General features: G+C 72.1%; 6 protein-coding genes. 4 read left to right on the top strand and 2 right to left on the bottom strand.

Annotated features, from left to right (window positions below; genetic code table 11):
• Positions 1–1405: rhamnulokinase (locus tag ACFV4N_RS19205; RefSeq protein ID WP_499673894.1), on the top strand; the 1405-nt coding region annotated here is incomplete at its 5' end.
• A 182-nt stretch (positions 1406–1587) separates the two neighbouring features.
• Here the strand turns inward: ACFV4N_RS19205 and ACFV4N_RS19200 are convergent.
• Positions 1588–2280, bottom strand: a complete 693-nt coding sequence (locus ACFV4N_RS19200; RefSeq protein ID WP_499673893.1) for a TetR/AcrR family transcriptional regulator — start codon at positions 2278–2280, stop codon at positions 1588–1590.
• A gap of 666 nt (positions 2281–2946) precedes the next feature.
• Between ACFV4N_RS19200 and ACFV4N_RS19195 the strand changes: the two genes are divergently transcribed.
• The gene (locus ACFV4N_RS19195; protein ID WP_499673892.1) at positions 2947–4407 is read left to right on the top strand and encodes a serine hydrolase domain-containing protein; all 1461 of its coding nucleotides are present in this window, start codon (positions 2947–2949) and stop codon (positions 4405–4407) included.
• A 180-nt stretch (positions 4408–4587) separates the two neighbouring features.
• Here ACFV4N_RS19195 and ACFV4N_RS19190 read toward each other — a convergent pair whose 3' ends face one another.
• The gene (locus ACFV4N_RS19190) at positions 4588–4947 is read right to left on the bottom strand and encodes a GatB/YqeY domain-containing protein (RefSeq protein ID WP_499673891.1); all 360 of its coding nucleotides are present in this window, start codon (positions 4945–4947) and stop codon (positions 4588–4590) included.
• A gap of 96 nt (positions 4948–5043) precedes the next feature.
• Here ACFV4N_RS19190 and ACFV4N_RS19185 point away from each other — a divergent pair, with 96 nt between their 5' ends.
• Positions 5044–5673, top strand: coding sequence for a TetR/AcrR family transcriptional regulator (locus ACFV4N_RS19185; protein WP_499673890.1), 630 nt, complete (start codon positions 5044–5046; stop codon positions 5671–5673).
• Positions 5674–5764: 91 nt separating this feature from the next.
• A complete protein-coding gene (locus ACFV4N_RS19180) occupies positions 5765–7246 on the top strand; it encodes a carboxylesterase/lipase family protein (RefSeq protein WP_499673889.1) in 1482 nt (493 codons plus the stop codon).
• Positions 7247–7282 lie beyond the last annotated feature (36 nt).

Below are 7282 nucleotides of genomic sequence, written 5' to 3'. Positions count from 1 at the left end.
GTCCAGCGGACGCGTCATGGCCTTCGACATCGCGCCCGACCGGGTGAACTTCATCGAGGCGCACCGGTTCCCCAACGGCCCGGTGCGACTCGGCGGCACGCTGCACTGGGACGTGCTCGCGCTCTACCGGGGCGTGCTCGACGGCCTGCGAGCCGCCGGGCCCCGGTTGGACGCGGTCGGCGTCGACTCGTGGGCGGTGGACTACGGCCTGCTCGACGCCACCGGCGCGCTGCTCGGCAACCCCGTCCACTACCGGGACGCGCGCACCGACGGCGCGGCCGACGCCGTGCACGCCCGCGTGCCGGCCGCCGAGCTGTACGGCGTGACCGGGTTGCAGGTGCTGCCGTTCAACACGGTCTACCAGTTGGCCGCGGCCTCGGGCACGCCGCAGCTCGCGGCGGCCCGGCACCTGCTGCTGGTTCCGGACCTGCTGAACCACTGGCTGACCGGCGCGCGTGCCGCGGAGGTCACCAACGCCTCCACCACGGGCCTGCTCGACGCGCGGACCCGCGCCTGGTCGGTGGGGTTGATGGAGCGCCTGGGCATCGACCCGGCGCTGTTCCCGCCGCTGGTGGAAGCGGGCGCGGTGGTCGGCGAACTGCTGCCGCACGTGCTGGCCGAAACCGGCCTGACCGGACCGGTGCCGGTGGTGGCGGTCGGGTCGCACGACACGGCGTCGGCGGTGGTCGGCGTGCCCGCCGAAGACCGGGACTTCGCCTACGTCGCCACCGGCACGTGGTCACTGGTCGGCGTGGAGCTGGACGCGCCGGTGCTGACCGGGGCCGGCCGCCGGCCCATCTTCTCCAACGAGCTGGGCGTCGACGGCACGGTGCGCTACCTGCGCAACGTGATGGGCCTGTGGCTGCTCCAGGAGTGCCTGCGCGAGTGGGGCGACCCCGACCTCGGCCCCCTGCTGGAGGCCGCGGCGGCCGAGCCCGCGCTGGCCGCCGTGGTAGACGCGGGCGACCCGGCCTTCATCCCGCCGGGCGACATGCCCGCCCGCATCGCCGCCGCGTGCGCCCGCACCGGGCAGCGCGCACCGGCGACGCCCGCCGCCACCGTCCGCTGCGTGCTGGACAGCCTCGCGCTGGCCCACCGCCGAGCCGTGCGCGAGGCGGCCGGGTTGTCGGGCCGGGAGGTGCGGGTGGTGCACGTCGTGGGCGGGGGTGCGCGCAACGCCCTGCTCTGCCGGCTCACCGCCGATGCCTGCGGGCTGCCGGTCGTGGCGGGACCGGTGGAGGCTGCGGCTTATGGCAACGCGTTGGTGCAGGGGCGGGCGTTGGGCGTGGTGGCGGGTGGGTTGGCGGAGCTGCGCGGGCTGGTGCGCGCTTCGGTCGGGCTTGTCCGGTATGAGCCGCAGGCGGGTGGTGGGGACTGGGAGGAGGCGGAGGAACGCCTGTCGTGACTCCCCGATCCCCTCCCCCTTCCCGACTTCCACCCCCCTTTCCCGTCTCTGCCCCTCTCCCCTCTTCCGCTCCCTTTCCCCTTCTCCGCCCACTCTCCCCCTTCTTCCGGTCCCTCTCCCCCTTCTTCCGGTCCCTCTCCCATCTCGGCGTTTCCATCTCGGCGTTCAGGTGGGCGCAGTGGTCACCTGCGCCCGCGACGACCGATCGCCAACAGGGCTTCGAAACCGTCGAGGATGGAGTTCAGACCGAACTCGAAGGTGCCCCCGGGAGCCGCGGCGTAGTCGGCGGCGGGCGGGACGGTGGTCAGGCGCTCGCGCAGCCGGGGGAACTGCTGGGCGACCTCGGTGGCCCGCGCCATGGTCTCGGCCAGCGCCTGCTCCGCGTCGCCGTTCTTGTTCAGCCTGCGGGTCAGGGAGACCTGCGCGGCGGACCCGAGGGTGCTGCCCAGCACGAAGACGAACACCGTGGCAGCCGCGCGATCGGCCTCGTCGGGGTTGAACCCGGCCCGTTCGTAGACGGTGAGGCTGTGCTCGTCGAAGCGGGACTTGGCCGGGCCGTAGAGCAGGTGGCTGCCGAACGCCTGCCCGAGCCACGGGTGCCGGGTGAGCATCGCGTGCATGCCGGTAGCCAGCGCGACGGCGGCGGCGCGCCAGTTGGTGGTGCGGGGGTCGGGCAGTTCGACCTCGTCCCAGATCGCGTCCCCGGCGAGCCGCACCAGGTCGTCCTTGGTCTTGATGTGCCAGTAGATCGCCGTGGCAGCCGAGTTGAGCCGCTGCCCCAGGCTGCGCATGTTGAGCCCGTCCAGTCCCTCCTCGTCCAGCAACTGGATGGCGGCTCGAACGATCTGTTCTGCGGTCAACGTGTCACGCGGCATGGTCGACAGCCTAGTTGCACTTAGTTCAACCCCTCAGCTAGGGTGCATTTGAACTTAGTGCAAGAGCCCGGCTGGTCAGCCAGCCATCCCCACCGACCAACCCGGCTCAACCCGACCGATCGACAGGCCAGACCCGGCTGACCAGCCAGACCCGGCTGACCCGGCTGACCCGGCTGACCAGCCAGACCCGACCAGACCCAACCCGGCCGACCGGGCCAGACCGGCCAACCCGGCCAACCCGGCATTGAACTTAGTTCAACAAGCTGACCGAACCCCGCATCGCGCACTCAGACCGCCAACTCGGACCAACTCCGACCTCGCCCCTGAATAACCGATTCAGGCAACCGCAGCGAGCGGAATGACCAGGGCGACCGGGGTGATCCAACTTTGCACTTGATTCAAGAACTCGAACAAACCGGACTTGCACTAGTTAAGAGACTATGACGGTTCCCGACTTGCGCTAAGTCTGTGAAGTTGACTCCACACTTGCACTTAGTTCATAGACCCGACAAGGCTTAGTCGGTACTCGATCCATGCATTCGATCAACTCTGGTGTTGCACTTAGTTCAAGGGTTGTACCGCACTGCTTGCGCATGGCTCGCAGGCCGGTTCGGTTTGGCGTTGACCTTAGTTCAAGCGTTGGCTATTTGTGGTTTTACTTAGTTCATGCAATTGGAGGGGTGGATTGTGATGGAGTACAGGCGAGGGCAGGATGAGCTGGTCGGGTTCGTGCGGGCCGTGGCTGAGGAGTTCGGTATTCCTGGCGTGTCCGTTGGCGTACTGGTCGGTGGTCGGGAGATCCATGCGTCCCATGGCGTGACCAGTGTGGACAACCCGCTGCCGGTGGATGGGGAGACGCTGTTCCACTTGGCTTCGGTGACCAAGACTTTCACCGCGACTGCGCTGGTGCGCCTCGCCGCGGAGGGCAGGGTGGACCTCGACGCGCCGGTGCGGCGGTACGTTCCCGAACTGACGCTCGCCGACGAGGGGGTGGCGGCTCGGATCACCGTGTTGAACCTGCTCAACCACACCTCGGGCCTCGACTGGAACCTGGTCGACACCGATGAGGCCACGCTGGCCGGGTTCGTGGCGAGGATGGCCGAGCTGAACGTGATCGCGCCGCCCGGCGCCCGTGCCTCCTACAGCCAGGCCGGCTACAACCTGGCCGGGCGGGTGATCGAGAAGGTGACCGGGCTCCCCTTCGAGAAGGCGATCGCCTCGCTGGTCCTGGAACCAGCCGGGCTGACCAACACCTTCTTCGAGCTGGACGACGTGATGGTGCGCCGCTTCGCCGTGGGTCACAACCGCGACGAAGGCGGGACGCTGCGGTTCGCGCGGCCGTGGGCGGCGTGGCGGGCGGGCTCGCGTGGTGACAACCCCGGCGGCGGCATCGTGTCCTCGGTGAGCGACCTGCTGCGCTGGGCACGGTTCCACCTCGGCACGGGCGACGGCGTGCTGCCCGCCGAGGCGCTGCACGGCATGCGGGAGAAAACGGTCGAACTGCGCGCCAGCACGCTCGGCGACGCCTTCGGCATCGGCTGGTTCCTGCGCGACGTGGACGGGGTCCGCACCATCGGGCACGGCGGGTCGGGCAACGGCCAGTTCGCCGAACTCCTCGTCGTGCCCGAACGGGACTTCGCCGTCGTCTCCCTGTCCAACGCCGGCCCGGACGGCTACTCCTTCAACCAGGCCGTGGTCCGCTGGGCACTGGAGCACCACCTCGGCGTGGTCGACCGCGACCCGGAGCCCGTGCCGCACGACGAAGCACGGGCGCGGGAAGTCGCCGGCCGCTACGAGATCGACGCCATGTACCTCGACATCGCCACCGACGGGTCCCGGCTCACCCTCGCGGTCGGGATCAAGCCGGAGATCCGCAGTGCGTCGCAGAACGAGATGCCGCCGGACTACCCGCCTGCCGCCATCGGTTTCCTGCCGGAGGAGGGGAACCGAGACGGGAATGGAGACGGGAGCGGGAGTGGTGGCCGCGATGAGTACATCATCACCGAGGGTGGGCTGAAGGGGCAGCGCGGGTTCTTCAGCCGGGACAGTGGTGGCGCGGTCGTGGGGGTCGACCTCGCGGGCAGGCTGTTCGGACGGCGGAGGGCCGACCGCGCGGTCAGCAGTTGAGACAAGCGGAACCGGCACGCGCCAAGCCTGCCGTGGCGGGTGTCAGGCCCACCACGGCAGGAGATGCGGCCGAACGACCGGCCCGGCAACAGGGCGACAACCAGCCCGACGACAGGCCCGACGACAGGCCCGACAACAAACCCCGCGGCAGAGGTCAGACCACAGCCTCAGACCACAACCTCAGGACTCGGGCCCCAGGTACCGGTTCAGCACCTCGGCCTCCGCGCGCAACCGCTCGGCGACATCGCCACGACCCAGTCGCTCGTACTCCGCCGCGGCGGTCGAGCGCTCTCGCACCTCACCCTCCACAACGGACCGCACGTCCGCCTCACCGAGCACCCGGCGCTCGGCTTCCGCCGCGCCCAGGCCCGTCGCCGCGCCCGCCACGTGCTCGCTGACCGCCCCGGGTCCCGCCCGGTCCTCCACCGGGACGGCCTCGGCGTTGTCGATCGCCGACAGGGCGGAGCGCAGTGCGGCAATCGCTACGCGGTCCCGGTTCTTCAACGCGGCCTTCAGGCCGTCGCTCAGTTCGGTGCGCATGGGTTCCCGATCCGGTTGGGCGGCGGGACGACTGGGCCGTCCGCCGGTGTCAGTGCGGTGGTGGTGCGGCAACAGTGCAGTGGTGGTGCAGTGGCAATGCGGTTGTACGCTATCGACGTGCCGCGGGTCGCCGATCACGATCAGCGCCGCGCCCAGATCGCGCGGGCCTTCCAGCGCCTGCTCGCCGCGGAGGGGTTCGCCGCCGCCTCGTTCTCGCGGGTGGCCGCGGAGGCCGGGGTGTCGGTCGGGCTGATCCAGCACTACTTCAGCGGCAAGGACGTGCTGCTCCACTTCGCCTACGAGGACGCCCTCGCCCGGATGAGCGAACGGGTGCGGGCGCGCGTCGGCGGGGCGGCCGGTCTCCCGGTCGCCGAGGTGCTGCTCGACACCCTCGTCGAACTGCTGCCGCTCGACGCGGAGCGGGACGTCGAGTACCGCGTCCGACAAGGGCTCCAGGCCCAGGCGCTGCACCACGCCGGCCTCGCCGAGGTCGCCCGGCGGGCGGGCGGCGACATCCTCGCCCACGTGACGGCGGTGGTCGAGGACGGCGTGGCGCGCGGCGAGGTGGAGCCCGGGGTCGACGCGGCGCTCGCGGCCCGCATGGTCCTGGCGACCACGCAGGGCCTGGCCGACCAGGTGTCGCTGTCGGGGGCGGGTTCGTTCCCCGCCCGCGAGGTGCTGCGCCGGGCGCTCGCCGCCGTGTTCACCGGTTCCGCCGATCGCTGACCTCCTCCCGAGGAGGAACCCCCGCGACAGCGGTGGTCCCGTGCGGCTATCGTAGCAATATGACCATATTGCTACGACCCACCCCCGTCCCGTGACCAGGCACGTCACCGTGCGGCTCACCACCGGCGTCGTGCGCGGGCGCCGGCTCGACGGGCGCCTCTCGTTCCGGGGCGTCCCCTACGCCGCGGCGCCGGTCGGGGAACGGCGGTGGCTGGCCCCCGCTCCGGTCGAACCGTGGGACGGGGTGCGGGACGCGACCGAGCCCGGCAACCCCGCGCCGCAGGTGGCCCGGTCGTTCGCCGACACCACCGCCCACGACGAGGACTGCCTGGCGCTGGACGTCACCGCGCCGGACACCCCGACCACCGGGCGGCCGGTGGTGGTGTGGCTGCACGGCGGCGGTGGGACGAACGGCAGCGGTTCCGATTACGACCCCCGGCGGCTCGTCGTGGACAACGACGTCGTGGTGGTCGCGCCGAACTCCCGGCTCGGCGTGCTGGGCTGCTTCGGCTACCCGGGCCTGCCCGACAGCGGCGCCTTCGGCCTGCTGGACCAGCAGGCCGCGCTGCGCTGGGTGCGCCGGGAGATCACCCGGTTCGGCGGCGACCCGGCGAACGTGACCCTGGCCGGCTCGTCGTACGGGGCGCTCATGATCGCGGCGCACCTGGTGTCGCCGGGGTCGGCCGGGCTGTTCCACCGCGCGGTCCTCCAGAGCCCGTTCTCCGTGCTCGGCTCGGTGCCCGCGCACACCTTCATGCCCGGCCTGCCGGCGCTGCCGCCGAGGTGGACCCCACTGGCGGAGCTGGAACGGCTGGGCGTCGCCACCGCCGTCGAGCACGGTTGGGTCGCGCCGGGCACCGACCCGCGATCGGCCCTCGCGCGGCTGCGGCGCGTGCCGGTGGCGGACCTGCTCCACGCCTCGGACGCCTTCACCAGACCGGCCTTCGGCGGCCCGACCCTGCCCGAGTCGCCCGCTGACGCGCTGCCCGCGGGCCGCTTCCACCGGGTGCCGCTGCTGCTGGGCGCCACGCGCGACGAGGCGCGGTTCTTCGTCGCGCTCGCCGGCGACCCGGTCACGGCCGAGAGCTACCCGCGGCTGCTCGCCGAGGCCTTCGGCGACGCGGCGGACGAGGTGGCCGCGCACTACCCGCCGGACCGCTTCCCGACCCCGAGCCTCGCCTGGGCGCGGATCTCCACCGACCGGGCCTGGGCGCGGCCGACGTGGGAGCTGGGCCGGGTCCTCGCCGGGCACACCGACACCTGGTGCTACGAGTTCGCCGACCCGGGCGCGCCGCCGCCCGTGCCCGGGTTCCCGCGCGGCGCCCAGCACGCCGCCGAGCTGGCCTACCAGTTCGACGCGCCCGGCGGTCCGCCGTTGGAGCCCGCGCAGCGCGAGCTGGCCCACCGGGTCAACCGGTACTGGGCGACCTTCGCGGCCCGCGGCGAACCCACCGCCGACGACCTGCCCGCCTGGCCGCGCTTCGGCCACGTCCAGTCCCTGGCGCCCGGGCGGGTCGGCGGCACCGACTACGCGGCCGAGCACCACCTCGACCTCTGGGCGCGGCTGCCCTGATGCCCGGTAATCCGGTCGCCCCGGCCGGGCGCACCG

Origin of the sequence: Actinosynnema sp. NPDC059797 (assembly GCF_042732085.1) — a bacterium.
In the GTDB taxonomy this organism is placed as follows: Bacteria; Actinomycetota; Actinomycetes; order Mycobacteriales; family Pseudonocardiaceae; genus Actinosynnema.
The sequence above is the reverse complement of the archived record's forward strand: the minus strand, read 5'-3'. Positions and strand labels throughout refer to the sequence as shown.

Bases quoted from the DNA above. Each gene is read 5' to 3' on its own strand.
- ACFV4N_RS19200 (WP_499673893.1), bottom strand. From the start codon at position 2,280: ATGCCGCGTGACACGTTGACCGCAGAACAGATCGTTCGAGCCGCCATC.
- ACFV4N_RS19190 (WP_499673891.1), bottom strand. From the start codon at position 4,947: ATGCGCACCGAACTGAGCGACGGCCTGAAGGCCGCGTTGAAGAACCGG.
- ACFV4N_RS19185 (WP_499673890.1), top strand. From the start codon at position 5,044: ATGCGGTTGTACGCTATCGACGTGCCGCGGGTCGCCGATCACGATCAG.
- ACFV4N_RS19195 (WP_499673892.1), top strand. From the start codon at position 2,947: ATGCAATTGGAGGGGTGGATTGTGATGGAGTACAGGCGAGGGCAGGAT.